This is a genomic window from Rossellomorea oryzaecorticis (genome assembly GCF_038405515.1).
Classification (GTDB): Bacteria; Bacillota; Bacilli; order Bacillales; family Bacillaceae_B; genus Rossellomorea; species Rossellomorea oryzaecorticis_A.
Map to the genome: position 1 here is coordinate 129,963 of NZ_JBBYAF010000005.1, position 18,558 is coordinate 148,520.

Below are 18,558 nucleotides of genomic sequence, written 5' to 3' on the forward strand. Positions count from 1 at the left end.
GGAAATTCCTTCTTGTTTCAAATCTGTCAATCTGTTAAAATTCTAAAAACGATTTGGAGGGAAAGTACATATGATCACATATCCATCTATAAATAGAAATGCAAAAATTGGCGTCACCGCTCCATCTTCAGGCGTGCCTTCCGAGCTTCATCACTTACTGAATCAATCTGCGCTCAGACTTACTGAGCGGGGGTATAATGTATCATTTGGAGATACTGCGTGGACCCAAGAGAAAGTAAGGGCCGCGAGTGCTGAGGTCAGAGCGGCAGAGTTTATGAAGATGATGAATGATGATTCCATAGAAATGATCATACCGCCGTGGGGAGGCGAGTTATTGCTGGAAATTCTAGAGTTCATTGATTTTGATAAAATGAATTGTAAATGGGTATTAGGTTATTCGGATACCAGTGCCCTCTTATTATCAATTACTCTGACCACAGGTATCGCCACTGCCCACGGGACAAACTTCATTGATCTCAGAGGGGAGTATTGGGATAATACCACTGCGATGTGGGAGAAAGTATTGACTGCAAAGCAAGGGGAAATTATTACTCAAACATCCTCGGAAAAATATCAGGAAAAATGGAATCACGAGCAGGCAACTCCGTGTGTATTTCACTTAACGGAGGACACAGAATGGAAAACGATATCGAATAAGAGCGAAAAGATTCATGGCCGGTTGCTCGGAGGATGCATCGATATCATCCATCACTTGCCAGGCACAGCTTTTGGAGATGTGACTGCCTTCCAGGAGACATACTTGGGGAACGAACCGATTCTATGGTATTTTGAAAACTGTGAACTAACCACCACCGGACTGCGCCGCTCCCTCATCCAAATGAAACTCGCAGGCTGGTTTGAACAGTGTTCCGGGATCATGTTTGGCAGAAGTGCTGCGGATACTGCTGTCAACGGGTATGGCGCCGAAGCAGTCTATAAAGAGTTATCCGAAGAGCTTCGGATTCCGGTTATCTATGATATTGATTGCGGGCATAAGCCCCCTCAGATGACACTCATCAACGGAGCATACGCCGAAGTGGAAGTTGAAGAAGGAAAGGGTACCGTCAAGCAGTACTTTAAATAAAAAACGCTCGATTTGAGCGTTTTTTTACTGTATACAATCAGCAAGATAAAGATTTAAATCCTCTTTCGTTAATCAACCACATTAAGTGTCCCCAGACCAGGCCTCCACTTAATGAGAAGAGTATGATCCACATATAATCGTCCCCGATTAACACAGACAGGACGATACTGAATAAGACTCCCACGATCAGCATTCCATACCCTGCAGAAAAATACCACCTGCCTTTTTCCCTGATTCTACTCCATCTTTTCCAATATGAGCTTTCTGATGTTCTGCTGTTAATAAAATAGAGACATGCATTCATAAAAAAGATCAAACTGATAAACAAATATCTAATCGATGCAGGATCAAGAATATACACTAGAAAATTGATAATGGCTGTAAATGCAAACAAGTAAAAGATGAACCGGTTTTGTTTAATTTTTTTCATAGTAATTCCCCCAGACTCTTGTATTATATCAAAACCCTTTAAACCCCTGCCAACGAATTCCATTTTCATAAAGGAATCCTACTTTTTTTCTAGAATAATAGGAGTGTGAAACTAGATTGACAAAAGGAGAATGAACAAGTGAATAAAAAAGGAAAAAACATATATATCAGACCATATACGCTGGATGACGTTGAATCCATGCTCACATTTGAATTGGAAAACAGAGAATTTTTTAGAGACTTCTCTCCGTTACTGAAAGATGATTTTTTCACCATTAAAGCTCAGAGTGAAAGAGTGAATCGAACAAAACGAAGAATGGAGAATGATGAGTATTATGCGTTCGGTGTATTCCTAAACGATTCTAATGAATTAATTGGAAATATTTCTCTTTCAGACGTAATAAGAGGACCGCTTCAGTGCTGCTATATCGGTTATTCTCTTTCGAAGAAACACAATGGGAAAGGCTATACAACACAAGCTGTTAGTTTGGCTGTAGAATATGCTTTTAAAGAATTGAGGCTCCATAGAGTAGAAGCGGGAGTCATGCTTCATAACATTGCATCGATGAGGGTTTTGGAGAAAGCTGGCTTTCATAAAGAAGGAATCTTCCTGAAAAATGTAAAAATCAATGGCAAATGGGAGGATCATCAGCATTATGCCATCATCAACCCGGATGATTAATCATCGGTGAAAAAAATAGCGAAGAAAGGTTGCTTTTCTTCGCTGTTTTTTGGTGCTTATAAAAATAAGACCATATATTCTTCGTCTAAGTATTCACCCTTATATTTAAGTGCCCTTTTTTCCAAACCGTATGAAGTGAATCCCAAAGAAGTATATAATTTTTTGGCGGAATCATTTGACGTTACTACGGTCAAGTTTATTTGTTCCAGTTCTTTGTTCTCCCTGGCCTGAAGGATTGATTTCTCCATGAGCGACCTGGCAATCCCCTTCCCTCTGAGATCAGGAGTTACGTACATACCAAATATGGACGCCTTATGTTTCATTTTTTCAGCGGTTTCAGGAACTAAAATCAGCATTCCGGCCAACTTATCCTCCACAAACGCTCCATATGTATAATTTTCCCGCTGATCAAGTCTTGCTGCTGTATGCTCAACCGGATTCTTTCTGGATATGGTTTCTTCATAGCTCGCTCCAAAAGCTTCCGGATTTGTTTGAAGTGCTTCCAGCCTCAGGTGAAGATAATCCTCTGCGTGCGACCTATCCAAGCGTATTACTTCCATTATTTACTACCCTTCTTTCTATAAAGTGTTATGATAATAGAAGGCTGTTTTCTTAAAGATTGTTGTTTTACGTCCATTGTCTAGGAGGTTGAATGAAGTGCGTTCACGTGCTCTTTTCTCACTCAAGCTTAAATAGGTTATGGATGTACGTTCGAAAATACCTAATTTCCGGTATTTTCTTGTGTGTAAGGCAACAAAGTATGCGAAAAGAGCCTAATAGAACCATATTAGTTTCTGAATGATATACATTCGACTAAAACTTGTTTAATCCTCTAAACATAAAGGAGGGAAATAAACTGAGCATTGATCATTGCCTTGGCTGCCGTCTTGCCAATAACAAGGAAAAAGTCTATCTAATCTACGAAACTGAGGATCTCAGCTGCATTCTGGACCATGACCCGTACAATACCGGCCATGTAATCATCCTTCCGAAACAGCATATAGAAGAAGGAGTGGAATTCACTGAAGAGATGAGTATCTCTGTAATGAGGGCTTCACAAATTCTATCTAAGACCCTCAATGCATTATATAAGCCCGACGGTATTACAATTTGCCAGAACGGGGGAGTATTCAGTGAATTGACTCATTACCACATGCATGTGGTACCTAGATACATAGGACAGAATTTTGCTGACTTTTATCAAGAAGGTGAAGCATTGCAGGAACCTGATGAACCTTTTGAAGTCACCACAGAGAAAATGAAATCGTATATCGAAAGCTTAACTGCAAAGGAGTACTAAGATGACCATACATAAAGATTTTCAACATAAACTCGATCAATACGCTGAACTTGCGGTTAAAGTGGCCGTGAATGTACAACCCGACCAGGACTTATGGGTGGCTGCTCCGCTTGGAACAGAAGAACTTGTCAGGAAAATTGTAAGACACGCTTATATGGCTGGAGCTAAAAGCGTTCACGTCCAATGGGAGGATGAAGAGATTATTCGGACACATTATGAACTTGCCCCGGAAGAAACATTTCAGCAATTCCCCATTTGGCTATCCGATGCACATGAATGGGTAGTCGACCGGAAAGGGGCATTCCTGCAGGTGGAAGCACATGATCCCGACCTATTGAAAGGCATCGATCCTGAACGCATTCAAGATTTTGAAAAAGCTAAAGGGCTTGCTCTTGATCGATTCTTTGAAGCGATTGACAATGATTCAATCAGCTGGTCTATCATCGCGATGCCTTCAAAGAAATGGGCAAACAAAGTTTTTCCACACTTGCAGCAGGAACAGCAGATGGAATCTTTATGGGACCGGATTTTCACAGCTGTCCGAATCGGCAGCAAAGACCCTGTTACGGAATGGCGCAGCCATATTGACACTCTAAAGGGGAAAGCCAACCAGCTTAATGAGATGAAATTAACAGGACTTCACTACACAGCTGACGGAACAGACCTTACCATTGAACTGCACGAAGACCACCTTTGGCTTACAGGAGCCAGTAAAACTCCTGCCGGAATTGATTTTATCGCCAATATGCCCACAGAAGAAGTCTATACCTTTCCTGTGAGAACAGGGGTCAACGGTACTGTGAAGAGCACAAAACCACTCGCGTACAATGGGAATGTGATAGAAGGCTTCACACTGACTTTTGAAAAAGGAAAAATTGTTGAAATGGATGCCATAGAAGGTTTGGATATACTGAAGAAGCTGATTGAAACGGATGAAGGAGCCTCTTATTTGGGAGAAGTAGCGCTCGTACCGCATCATTCACCGATATCTGATACGGGTATCCTCTTCTTCAATACATTATTTGATGAAAATGCATCTAATCATTTAGCGATCGGTTCCGCCTACCCTACATGTATAAAGGATGGGAATATCCTTTCGGACGAAGAGAAGGAAGAAAAAGGGTTGAATGAAAGTATCGTCCATGAAGATTTCATGATTGGTTCAGATCATATGAACATAGATGGAATCCGTCATGACGGCAGCAAGGTCGCGATATTCAGAAACGGTAATTGGGCGTTTTAATATCTGTATAAATAGAATCAAGTACGCAGCGTTTAATAAAGTCCAAAAAGAGAACAGCGGGGATTATGCTGTTCTCTAAACTTACTTAAAGCAGGAAAGGGGTAACTAAAGGATGATTTATGAAATGACCATTCAGGTACGTGTTCCAAATATAAAAGAAGGGCAAACATGGTATGCCACGATGTTGAATAAAGAACCTGATTTTGTACCGCATGAAGGATTTGCCGAGTGGGAACTTCTCCCGGGATGCTGGCTGCAGATAGCAGAGGGAACACCCTCAACGGACAGCGGACCCATCCGTTTAGGAGTAGCTGACCTCGAAGCAGAAAAAGAACGATTGATTCACTTATTGGGTGTTGAAGATTTTAGCATTTATTCAAGAAAAGAGGTTCCCGTCAAGTGGGCGACTTTTTCTGATCCCTGGGGGAATGGCATCGGACTATTCCAATACAAGGACCAGCAAGAAATCCAGAAAAAAATCGTGACGATTTTAGGGAGGCATATCCAATGAGTTTGTATTCTATATCACAGCGTTTCAAAACCTTCGCAGAACAGGAATGCCATCAATCGAGTCCGTTATATGAGCATCTGTCCCACAAAATAGCAAGTGATGAGGAGCTCCTGTTTATATGTACTTCCTGCCGGAAAGGACAGCCTGTTCCAAACCTGCTGTTCGGTGCAGTGCATTACCTATTAATGAACTATTCATCTCACTCCTTACGATATTACTATCCCAGTTTAGTTGAAGAGCCCTTACCCGTTACAGAATCTTTTTCACATTTCAAAGACTTCTGCCTTCAGAACAAACAACAACTGACTCACTTATTGCAAACCAAACTTGTCCAAACGAACGAAGTAAGAAGATGCGCATATTTATACCCTGCCTTTTGCTATATGTATGAAAGGGCGGAAAAACCCCTGGCTTTAATTGAAATAGGAACAAGTGCTGGTTTGCAGCTTGCATGGGATCAGTATCAGTACCAATACAATCATCAAGAGACAACTTTCGGAAATGCCTCTTCAGAAGTTAAGGTTACTTCGGAAATTGCAGGGCACACCTTTCCACATCTTCATTCGGTTCCCCCTCCTGTTTCCTCAAGAACAGGTTATGATTTGCACATCAATGAAGAACAAGATTTCCCATGGCTATTGGCACTGATTTGGCCGGAGCACACTGAAAGAAGAGACTTATTTACCTCTGCAGCTAAGATGACAAAGGAAGTAGATATTGAGTTTATTGAAGGAGACGGTGTTGAAAGGTTTCCTGATAAAATCAACGAAATAACTGCTGACAATGCAATATGTATTTTCCATACCCATGTAGCCAATCAGATTCCTGAGTCTTCCAAAAGAGAGCTTCAAGCTAAGATCAAAGAGATAGGAAAAAACCACGATATTTTTCATCTATACAATAATATGTGGGATCGGCTGCTCCATCTAGACTGCTATATCAACGGTATAGAAGAGCGCTATGTTATCGGGGACACAGATGGGCACGGTAAATGGTTTCAATGGAATTTGTCTCAAGAAAGTCTCTCGAGATGATGTCATAATATGGTTTGTTTAATAGGAGCGAAGCTATGATAAAAAATAATGTTGGGCGGCGGTTTATCAGTTTTATTCCATTGCGCGAAAATGAAATAAATCTGTATCAGCCTATTGCAGGATCATTTGCCATTGTAAAGAAGGACAATAGATATCTTTTGTGTTATAACGTTTATCGCAACCAATGGGAGCTTCCTGCTGGAAAAAGAAAAAATGGTGAAACATATGAAGAATGCGCAATTAGAGAGCTGTATGAAGAAACAGGGCAGAACTTGGACTTCATGGAGTTCAAAGGTTTGATGAAAGTGAAAACCGCTGAAGGAACGGTCCAATATAACCCCGTTTTCCATCGTATAGTGAAAGAGATTCAACCCTTCATAAATAATGATGAAACAAATAACATTATGCTTTGGAATGAAAATATTGAATTAACGGAATATGATGATTTAGATCTTCATTTACTGAAAGCATATACATTTTCATAAAAAGTAAAAACTGCCTGAAATACTTATATGGCAGTTTTTTAGTTGAAACAAATAATAGGCTAAAACAATTAAGTATTCGTTGACACTATCCTTTAACAGGAAATAATATGAATATATATGACAAGTATCCATGAACAAACGTGTACAAAGGAGGACTCCCATGTTTTCTGAAGAAAGAAGAGAAAAAATCTTAGAAAAAGTCATAAAAATCGGCAGGGTGTTAGCCAAAGATCTTGCAGAAGAATATAACGTATCGATTGACTCCATTCGGAGGGATTTATCTATCATGGAAGAAGACGGTTTGCTGAAGAGGACCCATGGCGGCGCGATCCCAAATCCGAAAGCGCGCAATAAACCACAAGCCCCTTCGATCCGGTATGGAGAAGGGAAGCCAGCTCAGGTTGCAATTGCAAAAGCAGCTGCAGATTATATCAAGGAAGACGAAACCGTTTTTATTGGCGGCTCCTCCATCCATTATCTTATGCTAAAATACATCCCCAGGAATATTGGATTCACCGTTGTTACCAACTCAGTGGAAATAGCATATCACCTAAGAGAATTTGCAAATGTAGAAACCTACCTGATTGGTGGGATGATGAAAGCCTCGGGCAATATTACTGATGGCTTGGCGAACGAATTCTCAAAACAATTTACAGTGGATGTGAATTTCACGACGGCTGGAGGATTAACGTCACGGGGGCTCAGCACGTCAACACCTGAAGTGGCAATCTTCCACAATACTATTCTTACTAATTCAAGGAAAAACATCGTGTTAATGGAGAATCATAAATTAGGCATGGACATGTTTGCAGGAATGAATATACCATTGTCAAAACTTGACATAGTCATTACAGATGAAAAAGCGAATGAAGATAAAATTCAATTGATCCAATCCCATGGTGTACATACGATAATTGCGCTGCGGGAAGATGGACACTCATGAATTTCCCACCATTCTTTTAGTGGATGATAGATGATGTAGGTAAGAAAATTTTTCTGTGTGATATTCCCTTAAAAAACAATAAAAGAAGATGGGTTTTTCATGACGGAGTGAAGATATGATCCTATTTCAAATTTTATGATCCTTTAGAATCATTTTAATTAATATGCTCTTCTCTCCAAACTTTTGCGCAAAACGCAAATGAAACTTTTCTAAGTTGAGCTGCCTTCGAGCATATCAGGCCTATTATGCTATAATTACTTCTTAAACAACAACTACTATACCATCCTATCAAGAAGGTGAAGGAATGAGTTTTGAAGGACAAAAAATACTTCCTGCAATTCGATCGATGAAAGACTTTGATAAGATGCTGGGGACATCGTTTGAATATGGCGTGTTTCTGGATCTTCATGTCGGAATGCTGAAAAGTGTGTTTCAATATGCCAAGCAGCAGAACCGGAAGATGTTTCTGCATATCGACCTCATTCATGGACTCGCAAATGATGAATATGGAACTGAATATGTCTGTCAGGAAATCAAACCATATGGTATCATCTCCACTAAAGGAAATGTGATAAAAAAGGCACGCCAAAAAGGTGTGTATGCTACACAAAGAATGTTCGTGATCGACTCGAGTGCAATGAACCGGAGCATCGATTTGATACAAAAAACCGACCCTGATTACATTGAAGTTCTTCCGGGAGTTATACCTAAGATCATCACTGAAATTCGCGAAAAAACAGGAAAGCCTATATTTGCAGGGGGGCTGATTGAAACAATCGAGGAAGTGGAAGCGGCTATAGAGGCCGGTGCTACTGCTATTACGACATCCGACCGTGCCTTGTGGAAGCATTTTGATAACAAATAAAGCAGCTTAACGCGATTCACCTGCTACCAAATACCTGTTGACAACGTTTTCATTTCCTCTTAGTATAGTAACCAAGTTAATACACTGTGCAGAGAGATAAGAGACGTACGTAAATTATGCCTTAAAGGGGGCTGATTTCCGCATGTCTCTTTTTTATTTTGTGTAAATAATTTTCAGGATTATTGCTATACCTGTTTTCCAATGAAGCAAGCAGGATATATATAGTTGTAGCACTTTTGGTATATCCATTAATGAAAACGGTCTCTTCACAGTAATCCAAAAAGAAATGGGGTAATGGACATGACAGCTTTTTTAGGAGAAGTGATTGGAACAGCCTTACTCATCATCTTTGGTGCGGGAGTATGTGCCAATGTAAATCTGAAAGAATCCTTTGCCTATAACTCAGGATGGATTGTCATCACATTCGGCTGGGGGCTGGGTGTTGCCATGAGTGTGTATGCAGTCGGTCAATTCAGCGGGGCTCACATTAATCCGGCAGTGACATTGGGCTTGGCTTTCAACGGTGATTTTCAGTGGAGTCAGGTGCCGCAGTATATTCTTGCACAGATGCTTGGGGCGATTCTCGGTGCAATTATTACTTACTTGCATTTTTTGCCTCACTGGCATGCTACGAAGGATCCAGATGTGAAGCTGGGCGTGTTTGCCACCGGACCAGCCATACCGCATGTTTTCTCAAATTTATTAAGTGAGATCATTGGAACTTTTGTGTTAGTGGTAGGATTATTGTCAATCGGAGCGAATACTTTTACAGATGGTTTAAATCCGTTTATTGTAGGGTTTTTGATTATCGCTATCGGTATTTCACTCGGCGGGACGACAGGGTATGCAATCAACCCGGCACGTGACCTGGGACCACGCATTGCCCATTTCCTGCTTCCGATACCAGGGAAAGGACCTTCGAATTGGGGATATGCCTGGATACCGGTTTTAGGGCCTGTGTTGGGCGGATCATTCGGAGGCGTCTTCTATAAAGCAGTATTTATCGGACAAGTCACCACAAGCTTCTGGATTGTTCTTGTAATCACATTAATAGTTCTGGGAGCAGCATACTTAAGCGATAGAAAATTGACACTTTCACAGAAGGTTGAAAAATTATCAACTGAAAACTAAATTCACGGGAGGAATTAATTATGGAAAAGTTTATTTTATCGTTAGACCAGGGAACGACAAGTTCAAGGGCCATATTATTTAACAAACAGGGTGAAATCGTTCATACGAGTCAAAAAGAATTCACCCAGCATTTTCCGAAACCGGGCTGGGTTGAGCATAATGCGAATGAAATATGGGGTTCTATTTTGGCTGTTATCGCAACCGTCTTATCGGAGTCCAGCGTTAAACCGGAGCAAATTGAAGGAATCGGTATAACGAACCAGCGTGAAACGACCGTTGTTTGGGATAAGGAAACCGGTACACCTGTCTACAATGCAATTGTTTGGCAGTCCAGACAAACAGCGGAGATATGTGAAGAGTTGAAGTCCAAAGGATATAATGATACCTTCCGTGACAAGACAGGATTGTTAATCGATGCTTACTTCTCAGGGACGAAAGTAAAGTGGATACTTGATAATGTTGAAGGAGCGCGTGAAAAAGCCGAAAATGGCCAGCTGCTATTCGGTACGATCGATACATGGCTGATTTGGAAAATGTCCGGTGGAGAAGCTCATGTAACCGATTATTCCAATGCTTCAAGGACGTTGATGTATAATATTCATGATTTAAAGTGGGATAAAGAACTTCTCGATATACTGGGTGTTCCAATGGAAATGCTTCCGGAAGTCAGACCATCTTCAGAAGTATACGCAAAAACCATCACCCATCACTTCTTCGGACAGGAGATTCCAATCGCCGGTGCAGCGGGCGATCAGCAGGCAGCTTTATTTGGACAAGCCTGCTTTGAAAAAGGCATGGGGAAAAACACGTACGGTACAGGCTGCTTTATGCTTATGAATACTGGAGATAAAGCCGTAAAATCGGATAATGGACTATTAACCACACTTGCTTGGGGGATTGACGGTAAGGTGGAATACGCACTGGAGGGCAGCATCTTTGTGGCTGGTTCCGCTATTCAATGGCTTCGTGATGGACTTCGCATGCTGAAAGAAGCTAAAGACAGCCAAGGCTATGCTGAAAAAGTAGAATCCACTGATGGTGTATATGTAGTACCTGCATTTGTGGGACTCGGCACTCCATATTGGGACAGCGATGTTCGAGGTGCTGTCTTTGGACTGACTCGCGGAACATCCAAGGAGCATTTTGTGCGTGCCACATTGGAATCCCTTGCTTATCAGACGAAAGATGTACTTACAGCTATGGAAGCAGATTCAGGCATTGCCCTGAAAAAACTGCGTGTGGACGGCGGTGTGGTAAAAAATGATTTCCTTATGCAGTTCCAAAGTGATATTTTGAATGTGCCTGTTGAAAAATCTGTCATTAGTGAAACCACTGCTTTAGGTGCGGCCTACTTGGCTGGCCTCGCAGTTGGATACTGGAAAGATCGTAATGAAATCGCCAAACAGTGGAATAAAGACAGAGAATTCGAACCGAAAATGTCCCAAGAAAGCCAGGAACAATTGTATAACGGCTGGAAAAAAGCTGTTAAAGCTGCAATGGCTTTCAAATAATTTATAATTGTGATATATTGATAATAAGTTAATAAATCGGTAAGAGACTAAGAGAGACCAATCTGCATTATGGACCTGTACATCCATGATGTTAGTTTTGGTCTCTTTTTTTATGGATATACACTTACTATAGCGAAAATTTATAAACTGAAATTGAATTTATTTTTTACTATTCAAATTGGCGTAGGAGGATTTACATTATGACCTTTTCAAGTACTGCAAGACAGGAAATAAAAAATCAATTAACCTCGCAGAACTATGATCTGATTATTATCGGCGGAGGTATTACAGGTGCGGGTATTGCACTTGATGCTTCGAAACGAGGTATGAAGGTAGCGCTTGTTGAAATGCAGGATTTTGCTGCCGGCACCTCAAGCCGTTCAACGAAGCTTGTGCATGGCGGCTTGCGATATTTGAAACAGTTCGAAGTGAAGATGGTGGCTGAAGTAGGGAAAGAACGGGAAATCGTTTATGAAAACGGACCGCATGTGACCACGCCGGAATGGATGCTTCTCCCGCTCCATAAAGACGGTTCGTTCGGTAAGTTCAGCACATCGATTGGATTGAAAGTATACGATTACCTTGCTGGAGTAAGGAAAAATGAAAGACGAACAATGCTTTCTGCTGCCGACACTCTATCCAAAGAGCCGCTTGTTAAAAAGAATGGGTTAAAGGGCGGAGGCTATTACGTGGAATATCGTACCGATGATGCACGTTTGACGATTGAAGTAATGAAAGAAGCGATTGCTCACGGCGCGACAGCAATCAACTATATTAAATCCCAACGCTTCCTTTATGAAAACAAAAAAGCAGTCGGTATTGAAGCAGAGGATCAAATTAATGGAGATACTCTGCAAATACTCGGCTCGAAAATCATAAATGCTGCAGGACCGTGGGTTGATGAAGTACGCGGAAAGGACTACAGCACCAATAATAAGCAGCTTCGTCTTACAAAGGGAGTGCACATCGTAATTGATCAGAGTAAATTCCCTTTAAAGCAAGCTGTATATTTTGACACACCTGACGGTCGAATGGTCTTTGCGATTCCTAGAGACGGAAAAGCATACGTGGGAACCACTGATACTTTTTATGATAAAAACAAAGCCACACCACAGATGACAACAGAAGATAGAGACTACATCCTTGAAGCGATTCATTATATGTTTCCAGATGTCACTGTAACAAAAGAGGATGTAGAATCCAGCTGGGCAGGAATCCGTCCGCTCATATTTGAAAAAGGGAAGGATCCTTCGGAAATTTCCCGAAAAGATGAAATATGGGAAGCGGAAAGTGGACTTATCACCATTGCCGGCGGAAAACTGACAGGATACCGAAAAATGGGAGAGACGGTTGTCGATCTTGTCGCCAAAAGATTAAAAGAGGAAGATAAAAAGAAATTTCCTGCTTCTTCTACAAAGAACATGCCTATTTCAGGTGGTCATGTAGGCGGTTCGAAAAACTTGCCGGCTTTTATTGCTCAAAAATCAAAAGAAGCTCTCCAATACGGATTGACAGAAGAAGAAGGCCGCAAACTTGCAAGCATGTATGGTTCAAACGTTGAACAATTGTTCAAGCTTGCCCATGCTTACACGGGTTCATCTGAAGAGCGTGCTGTACCTGTCACACTATATGCACAACTCATCTATGCAATCCAGGAGGAAATGGCCGCTACGCCGGTTGACTTCTTTATTCGCAGAACTGGCGCAATGTTCTTTGCACGTGAATGGGTGGAGAAGTGGCATGAACCTGCCATAGACATTATGGCTAAATTGTTGAACTGGAAAACTGATCAAAAAATAGAGTACACGTTGGAATTGAAAAAAGAATTGAAAAATGCTGTTGTTCCGGTAGATCAGGAGTAATAAGATAAATCGGCAGGGGGGAGACCTCTGCCGATTTTTTGTGGTCGTTCTCAAAATTGTTTCAGAAAAAAACTGCGCAAATCTAATCATTTGGTATAATGGGAAAACAAGGAAAAACGGAGGGTTTTCTCATGAACATTTATCAGACGAAGGATTATGAAAAAATTGCTGTACTCAATGAAGCAGTACAAAAAGTGCATGTAGAAGCGTATCCCGACTATTTTAAAGAATATCAATACGAGGCAATCAAAGAATTTTTTAAGAAGGTAATCGAAGAAACACATCACATCTTTCTTATACTTGAGGATGAAGGGGTGGCCGTCGGATATGCTTGGATTGAAAAAAAACACTATCCTGAGAATCTATTTAAGAAAGCATACAGTTCTTTACTGGTTCATCAATTGAGTATAGATGCAAACGCCCGCAGAAAAGGCTATGGGAGCTTCTTCATGAAAGAAATCATATGCCTCGCCAAGAAATACAATTTACATAAAATAGAGCTTGATTATTGGCGTGATAATAAAATGGCCAAAGACTTTTATCAAAAACAGGGCTTTACAATCTTCAGGGAGTACGTCTACAAAGAGATTGACTAAGGGGGACTGGTGTGAACAAATCAGGAAGCCTATCCAAGGGGTTATTTATCGTAATAATAAGCACCGTTTTAAGCACACTTTTGGTGAATTTAATTGGAAAACGTGACTTGCTTACAACAAAAGAAAATCTATCGTCACATATAGAAGAATTCAAGACGAATGATCAAAATAAAGTCACCGTTGTTCTAAAAAGAAAAATCGGGGAGCAGTATGTTCTCTTATATACCTCAAAAGGCATGAATGATAACATCGGGATTGCTTACTATGTAAAAACAGATCTTTTCCCGTTTTATGAATTGATTAGAGACGAGGAAGCACAAAACCCTATTCTAGGTTCCAGTTTTTTGAATAACGATCAATTTATCGTATACGGCAACGTTAAGGACACTCGCGCAGAATATTTTAAATATCGAAATTATATAGACTATAAGAAAGTTAATTTACCTAAAGGTCCTTACTTTCTACATGTGGAGACGTACGAAGGAAAACAGCTCAGCGTTCCTTTAGTGACACTTTATAGTGAAGAAGGAAAAGTGGTGGCTGCGGCACCGGCCCAATAAATCATCACGAAGTTATGCTTAAAATTATATAAATATATGAATTCGTGCGGAAATCACCACACACTTTTGTACATTTAAGCAGAGAAGCATTAAGGGCTTTATAAAGCATTTGATAGTCTGGGAATAAAAACGTAAACTGGGAAGTGAAATTGACACCATATCCTCGACTTTGACGGCTTCAATGGGATGAAGCCGTCTTTTTTTATGTTTGTATACTTATTGCTATACTAGTAGTAGAACACTTGAATGGTGGAGATGAACAGTGGATAGAAAAATTGCAATCGTGACTGGTGCAAACAGCGGCTTTGGATTACTTTCCTCAATCGAACTTGCACTTCAGGGATATCATGTACTTGCCACGATGCGTGACACAAAGAAGGCTGAAGAATTATTGAAATTGGCTAAATTACGTGGAGTAGGAACATACATAACAATCATGTCATTAGATGTGACTTCAGAGGAATCAATCGAATCTTTTAAAGGAACACTTACTCAGCAGTATGTTTCAATTGATCTTCTACTGAACAACGCGGGTTATGCCCTTGGAGGTTTTGCTGAAGAAGTGAGTATGGCAGAATACAGGGAACAATTTGAAACAAATGTATTCGGGGTGATGGCTGTCACTCAAGTTGTATTACCGCTCTTGAGAAAGCAGGGAAAAGGGAAAATCATAAATATGAGCAGCATCAGCGGCCGTTTTGGATTCCCTGGATTAAGCCCATATGTATCTTCTAAACACGCACTTGAAGGATATAGTGAAAGTCTCCGGCTTGAGCTTAAACCATTTGGGGTTGATGTCTTCTTGATTGAACCGGGATCATATCAAACAAACATTTGGACAACAGGCATGAAAGTTGCCTCCCGGTCTCTTGAAAAGGAGTCACCTTATTATACATATATGAAAAAGATAAAATCAGAAATGGAAAAGGGTCAGGTTCGGTTAGGTAACCCGGAAGATATATCTGAACTAATTGGTGATATAGCTTCCGGTAGAATTACCGAATTCAGAAACCCTGCTGGAGGTGGAACCAGGCTTACAATCTTATTGAAAAGCATTCTCCCTTGGAGTCTGATAGAAAAAATCGTTCTAAAAAAATTAAGATATCATTCCCCTAAGAAGTAATAAGCAGATTATGTGAATTTCAGGAAGACTTCATAGTTATACAAGGGATTCTTTTCTAATACAGTATTTATTATCTGAAAAATAAGACTTTTATTTAATGGAAGGAGAAATTTGTCAAAAGATAGAATAATTTAATGTGTAGATGTTTTATACAAGAAAGGAACTCAGGAGTGATGTTTTTAAAAACTTTCAATATAATTGAAGAGTATAAGTTAGTGGAGGAGAGGTTTATATGGTAAAAAGAACCGGAGAAGTAGTGATGGGAATCATCGGAATCGTATTATCGGCTTTATTCTCCATCATAGGGATCGTGACGAATATGAGTATGGGCGATCCTGCTATAATGGATGAAATGGAGCAAATGATGGAAAGTGATCCGGCAATGACACCTCAGGATACGTCATTTATTTTAGGTTTTGCGGAAACAATGGGATGGTACTTGATCGTCATCGGTCTCATCGCGTCCATTTTCGGATTGGTTGCTGTACTAACAATTGTGAAAAACAGAAAGCCAATTCTTTCAGGGATCATGTTTATTTTAGCAGCCCTTGTGATCGGGATCGGTACAATAGGGTTCGGATTTATACCGGGTTTGTTATTCTTAATAGCAGGAATCATGGCTTTCGTCCGCAAGCCAAAACCGAGCGAAACCGTTTATCAAGACTAGAACATCTTGATTTAATCCAGGATTTATACTATCTTAAAAGTAGAGCATAACTAATAACAAAGAGACACCGGTTGCAGCCGATGTCTCTTGCCACACAGCAACTGCAAGGAAAGCAGTGGCCCAATAGAGAAAGGAAATAACTCTGCCCTTCAAAGTTTAGGCGCTTAACGAGGGTGGGGTTATTTCTTATTGTCATTCGAAATAACAATGGCAATGATGGAGACGATCAAAGAGCTAAAGGTTATCATTAGCGTCAAAGCCTCATACGTTGTCACTATAGGCACCACCTCCTTTAGCCAGGAAGTGGCCACTCCCACCCTACATCTTACTGTGTATCCAAATTATATCATATTAACGTCCAACCCTTTATAGGCAAGAGGTAGGAAAAGCACTACCCTGTCAAATAAACAACAGGGTATTTTTTGTTTTTAATCTTAAACACGACAATATTTCACCGGAAGCAAAAAATATGTTAGCATGGATATGCTCATTTAAAACGATTACATATATATAAGAAAGTCAAGGAGGAACAGAGAATGCAGCAGCGATTAGAAACCCTCAAGCAATGGTTGAAAGATGAAAACATTGAAGCAGCATTTATCAATTCAACTGAAAACGTATTTTATTTGACGAATTTTCATACAGACCCACACGAACGTTTATTGGGGCTATTCGTTTTCCCAAATGCAAATCCATTTGTGGTCCTTCCAGGAATGGAAGCGAGACAAGTAAAGGATGCTGGATGGAAGGACGAAGTGATTGGCTATTCCGACCATGAGAATCCGTGGGAATTTATTAAACAAGCAATAGAAAAGCGTGGAGTGAACGGAAACAAAGTGGCCTTTGAAAAAGATGTCCTAACCTATGGACGCAGTGAAGCATTTTTATCCAACTTTACTAATGCAGAGGTAGTAAATGTGGAAGACAAATTAAATGCGATGCGCGTTGTCAAAGATGAGAAAGAGATTGAAATCATGCGGCGGGCAGCAGAAATGGCAGATTTCGGAGTCGAAGTAGGCGTCAATGCTCTTCAAGAAGGCATCACGGAAATGGAAGTTCTTGCGAAGATTGAATACGAACTGAAGAAAAAAGGAATACGGGAAATGTCCTTCTCAACAATGGTATTGTTTGGTGAAAAGGCTGGAGATCCTCACGGCAACCCTGGTGACAGAAAGCTGAAAACAGGAGATCTTGTGCTTTTTGATCTCGGGGTAGTCCTGGAAGGCTACACTTCAGATATCACAAGGACATTTGCCTATAAATCAGTTTCTGAAAAGCAAAGAGAAATCTACGAGACGGTTCTTAAAGCAGAACTTGCATCCCTTGAAGCAAGTAAACCAGGCACCCGTATCGGAGACCTCGATCAAATAGCTCGTGATATTATCACTGAAGCAGGGTACGGTGAGAACTTCCCTCACCGGATCGGGCACGGTCTCGGAATCAATGTACATGAGTTCCCATCCATGAGTCACTTAAATGACGGCACCCTAAAAAAAGGTATGACTTATACAATCGAGCCGGGTATTTATGTCCCTGAAATCGGCGGCGTAAGAATTGAAGATGATGTACTCATTACGGAAGACGGCTATGAGACCTTGACCAAATTCCCAAAAGAACTTCAAATAATTGACTGACAGGAGGAGAGCTGATTAAGAATCAGCTCTCCTTTTATCTAAAAGTGTCTTCTAAGGCATATTATTGATTGGCCATATAAAAAGAAATGAAACTTTCATGTATTTTTTTCGTATAGATTAGTACATTGCAAAAAAAGGAGAGAGCCAATGAAAAAAACCTTCATTTTACTATTCTCACTATTCCTTCTCACCGGCTGCGGCTTACTGGAAGAAGCGAATAACAGCTTAACCTATGTAGAGGAAATGACTGATTACTTAAACGAAGCAGAACAGTTCGCTAATGATTTTCCAACTTTAGTAGAAGAGGCGGCAGCAGAACAGGCTGCCGTCCCTAGATTAGAGGACCGCCTGAATGAGATGGAAGCAGAAATAGAAGAAATAAATAACCTGACGCCCCCATCGCTTGCGGAAGATCTTCATACAAAAGTTGAGGAGTATAACAATAAAGCTCTGAAAGGAATCGAACAGGCTCAATCTCAAATCGACAAAGGGGAAATTCAGTTGGATGAGCTGCAAAATCTGGAGATTGTGCAAACCTTTGATCAGCTTCAAGAAATAAAAGGAAACCTGGAAAACTTGGGTCAATAATTTATAGAAGAGGCTGGGACAAAAGTGTTTTGTTCTAAGTAAAACCCGAACTAACTTGCATTCTAGGAAGCAAATTAGTTCGGGTTTTTAATTTATTCAAATATACATTTAGATTTAGCTCTTTCCAGCGGTTGATTGGAGTGCAAGACGAAGACTCCTGCGGGAAGAGTAGCTTATGTGAGACCTGTCCAGCTCCAGGTCTTAGAGGCACATGTCATAAGTCAAACCGTCCAAGAAGGCAAAGAACGCCTTCGTGGCCGATTCGCCTTATGTCACCCGCCTCTGAACAAAGCCCCTCCGCTTTTCTTCC

The 18,558-nt window shown here is 40.6% G+C and carries 21 protein-coding genes; 18 read left to right on the top strand and 3 right to left on the bottom strand.

The genetic code is table 11. The features are described 5' to 3' along the window. The first annotated feature begins 70 nt into the window (after window positions 1-70). Window positions 71-1,084, top strand: a complete 1,014-nt coding sequence (locus AAEO50_RS04310; RefSeq protein WP_341980805.1) for a S66 peptidase family protein — start codon at window positions 71-73, stop codon at window positions 1,082-1,084. Between the two features lie 37 nt (window positions 1,085-1,121). Here the strand turns inward: AAEO50_RS04310 and AAEO50_RS04315 are convergent, their stop codons facing one another. After that, the gene (locus AAEO50_RS04315; RefSeq protein ID WP_341980807.1) at window positions 1,122-1,514 is read right to left on the bottom strand and encodes a hypothetical protein; all 393 of its coding nucleotides are present in this window, start codon (window positions 1,512-1,514) and stop codon (window positions 1,122-1,124) included. 138 nt (window positions 1,515-1,652) lie between these two features. Between AAEO50_RS04315 and AAEO50_RS04320 the strand changes: the two genes are divergently transcribed. Further along, the gene (locus tag AAEO50_RS04320) at window positions 1,653-2,195 is read left to right on the top strand and encodes a GNAT family protein (RefSeq protein ID WP_341980809.1); all 543 of its coding nucleotides are present in this window, start codon (window positions 1,653-1,655) and stop codon (window positions 2,193-2,195) included. A gap of 56 nt (window positions 2,196-2,251) precedes the next feature. Here AAEO50_RS04320 and AAEO50_RS04325 read toward each other — a convergent pair whose 3' ends face one another. Then, window positions 2,252-2,755 carry a GNAT family N-acetyltransferase gene (locus AAEO50_RS04325; protein WP_341980811.1) on the bottom strand — a complete coding sequence of 168 codons (504 nt, stop codon included), beginning with the start codon at window positions 2,753-2,755 and terminating at the stop codon, window positions 2,252-2,254. A gap of 260 nt (window positions 2,756-3,015) precedes the next feature. On the opposite strand from AAEO50_RS04325, the gene AAEO50_RS04330 reads away from it, so the two are divergent. The 14 genes from AAEO50_RS04330 to AAEO50_RS04395 all read left to right on the top strand — a co-directional run bounded on the left by AAEO50_RS04330 (window position 3,016) and on the right by AAEO50_RS04395 (window position 16,026). After that, window positions 3,016-3,495: an HIT family protein gene (locus tag AAEO50_RS04330; RefSeq protein ID WP_341980813.1), complete on the top strand. Its 480-nt coding sequence runs from the start codon at window positions 3,016-3,018 to the stop codon at window positions 3,493-3,495. A 1-nt stretch (window position 3,496) separates the two neighbouring features. After that, window positions 3,497-4,738 carry an aminopeptidase gene (locus AAEO50_RS04335; protein ID WP_341980815.1) on the top strand — a complete coding sequence of 414 codons (1,242 nt, stop codon included), beginning with the start codon at window positions 3,497-3,499 and terminating at the stop codon, window positions 4,736-4,738. Window positions 4,739-4,850: 112 nt separating this feature from the next. After that, complete coding sequence (locus tag AAEO50_RS04340) at window positions 4,851-5,249, top strand: VOC family protein (protein WP_341980817.1); 399 nt, start codon at window positions 4,851-4,853, stop codon at window positions 5,247-5,249. Further along, entirely contained in the window at window positions 5,246-6,283 is a 1,038-nt protein-coding gene (locus AAEO50_RS04345) for a DUF2332 domain-containing protein (RefSeq protein WP_341980819.1), read from the top strand. Before AAEO50_RS04340 ends, AAEO50_RS04345 begins: the two co-directional genes overlap by 4 nt. 35 nt (window positions 6,284-6,318) lie before the next feature. Further along, the gene (locus AAEO50_RS04350; RefSeq protein ID WP_341980821.1) at window positions 6,319-6,768 is read left to right on the top strand and encodes an NUDIX hydrolase; all 450 of its coding nucleotides are present in this window, start codon (window positions 6,319-6,321) and stop codon (window positions 6,766-6,768) included. 160 nt (window positions 6,769-6,928) lie between these two features. Continuing rightward, a complete protein-coding gene (locus AAEO50_RS04355; protein WP_341980824.1) occupies window positions 6,929-7,711 on the top strand; it encodes a DeoR/GlpR family DNA-binding transcription regulator in 783 nt (260 codons plus the stop codon). A 304-nt stretch (window positions 7,712-8,015) separates the two neighbouring features. Then, window positions 8,016-8,576 (top strand): glycerol-3-phosphate responsive antiterminator, encoded by a 561-nt coding sequence (locus AAEO50_RS04360; RefSeq protein ID WP_341980826.1) that lies wholly within the window; start codon window positions 8,016-8,018, stop codon window positions 8,574-8,576. Between the two features lie 300 nt (window positions 8,577-8,876). Then, the gene (locus tag AAEO50_RS04365) at window positions 8,877-9,707 is read left to right on the top strand and encodes an MIP/aquaporin family protein (RefSeq protein ID WP_341980828.1); all 831 of its coding nucleotides are present in this window, start codon (window positions 8,877-8,879) and stop codon (window positions 9,705-9,707) included. A 20-nt stretch (window positions 9,708-9,727) separates the two neighbouring features. Continuing rightward, window positions 9,728-11,218, top strand: coding sequence for a glycerol kinase GlpK (glpK, locus tag AAEO50_RS04370; protein WP_341980830.1), 1,491 nt, complete (start codon window positions 9,728-9,730; stop codon window positions 11,216-11,218). 200 nt (window positions 11,219-11,418) lie between these two features. Beyond that, window positions 11,419-13,080 (top strand): glycerol-3-phosphate dehydrogenase/oxidase, encoded by a 1,662-nt coding sequence (locus AAEO50_RS04375; RefSeq protein ID WP_341980832.1) that lies wholly within the window; start codon window positions 11,419-11,421, stop codon window positions 13,078-13,080. A 131-nt stretch (window positions 13,081-13,211) separates the two neighbouring features. Beyond that, window positions 13,212-13,676, top strand: coding sequence for a GNAT family N-acetyltransferase (locus AAEO50_RS04380; RefSeq protein WP_341980834.1), 465 nt, complete (start codon window positions 13,212-13,214; stop codon window positions 13,674-13,676). Window positions 13,677-13,687: 11 nt separating this feature from the next. Beyond that, entirely contained in the window at window positions 13,688-14,236 is a 549-nt protein-coding gene (locus AAEO50_RS04385; protein WP_341980836.1) for a hypothetical protein, read from the top strand. Window positions 14,237-14,498: 262 nt separating this feature from the next. Then, on the top strand, window positions 14,499-15,359 hold the full coding sequence (locus AAEO50_RS04390; RefSeq protein WP_341980838.1) for an SDR family oxidoreductase: 861 nt from the start codon (window positions 14,499-14,501) through the stop codon (window positions 15,357-15,359). Window positions 15,360-15,591: 232 nt separating this feature from the next. Further along, window positions 15,592-16,026 carry a DUF4064 domain-containing protein gene (locus AAEO50_RS04395; RefSeq protein WP_341980840.1) on the top strand — a complete coding sequence of 145 codons (435 nt, stop codon included), beginning with the start codon at window positions 15,592-15,594 and terminating at the stop codon, window positions 16,024-16,026. 179 nt (window positions 16,027-16,205) lie between these two features. On the opposite strand, the gene AAEO50_RS21390 is transcribed toward AAEO50_RS04395, so the two are convergent. Next, window positions 16,206-16,343, bottom strand: a complete 138-nt coding sequence (locus tag AAEO50_RS21390; protein ID WP_425383148.1) for a putative holin-like toxin — start codon at window positions 16,341-16,343, stop codon at window positions 16,206-16,208. A 219-nt stretch (window positions 16,344-16,562) separates the two neighbouring features. Between AAEO50_RS21390 and AAEO50_RS04400 the strand changes: the two genes are divergently transcribed. Both AAEO50_RS04400 and AAEO50_RS04405 read left to right on the top strand, forming a co-directional pair. Beyond that, window positions 16,563-17,660, top strand: coding sequence for a Xaa-Pro peptidase family protein (locus tag AAEO50_RS04400; RefSeq protein WP_341980842.1), 1,098 nt, complete (start codon window positions 16,563-16,565; stop codon window positions 17,658-17,660). 147 nt (window positions 17,661-17,807) lie between these two features. Then, a complete protein-coding gene (locus AAEO50_RS04405; protein ID WP_341980844.1) occupies window positions 17,808-18,248 on the top strand; it encodes a DUF6376 family protein in 441 nt (146 codons plus the stop codon). Window positions 18,249-18,558 lie beyond the last annotated feature (310 nt).